This window comes from Shewanella sp. CAL98-MNA-CIBAN-0140 (assembly GCF_040309905.1).
Lineage (GTDB): Bacteria > Pseudomonadota > Gammaproteobacteria > Enterobacterales > Shewanellaceae > Shewanella > Shewanella psychromarinicola.
This window is the reverse complement of the sequence record NZ_JBEOPI010000311.1, coordinates 1-231: the sequence shown is the minus strand read 5'-3', so window position 1 is coordinate 231 and position 231 is coordinate 1. Positions and strand designations below refer to the sequence as shown.

The 231-nt window shown below is 44.6% G+C and carries 1 protein-coding gene; it reads left to right on the top strand.

Features of this window, described 5'->3' with window-relative positions:
- On the top strand, positions 1-231 hold a 231-nt coding region (locus AAEY93_RS21185), incomplete at both ends, for an ATP-binding cassette domain-containing protein (protein ID WP_351079746.1).

Genomic DNA, 231 nt, shown 5'->3' with positions numbered 1-231 from the left:
GGATAAAGGTAAAATCTACATCGATGGGCAAGCGATTGACGAAGTTACTCAAGAGTCATTACGTCAACAAATCGGTATGGTCACGCAAGATACCTCGCTGCTCCATCGTACTGTCCGTGAAAACATTGCCTATGGTCGCCCTGATGCCAGCGATGAAGAAATCATCCTTGCCACTGAGCAAGCACAGGCTTGGGAATTTATCAAAGATTTATATGATGATAAAGGCAACAC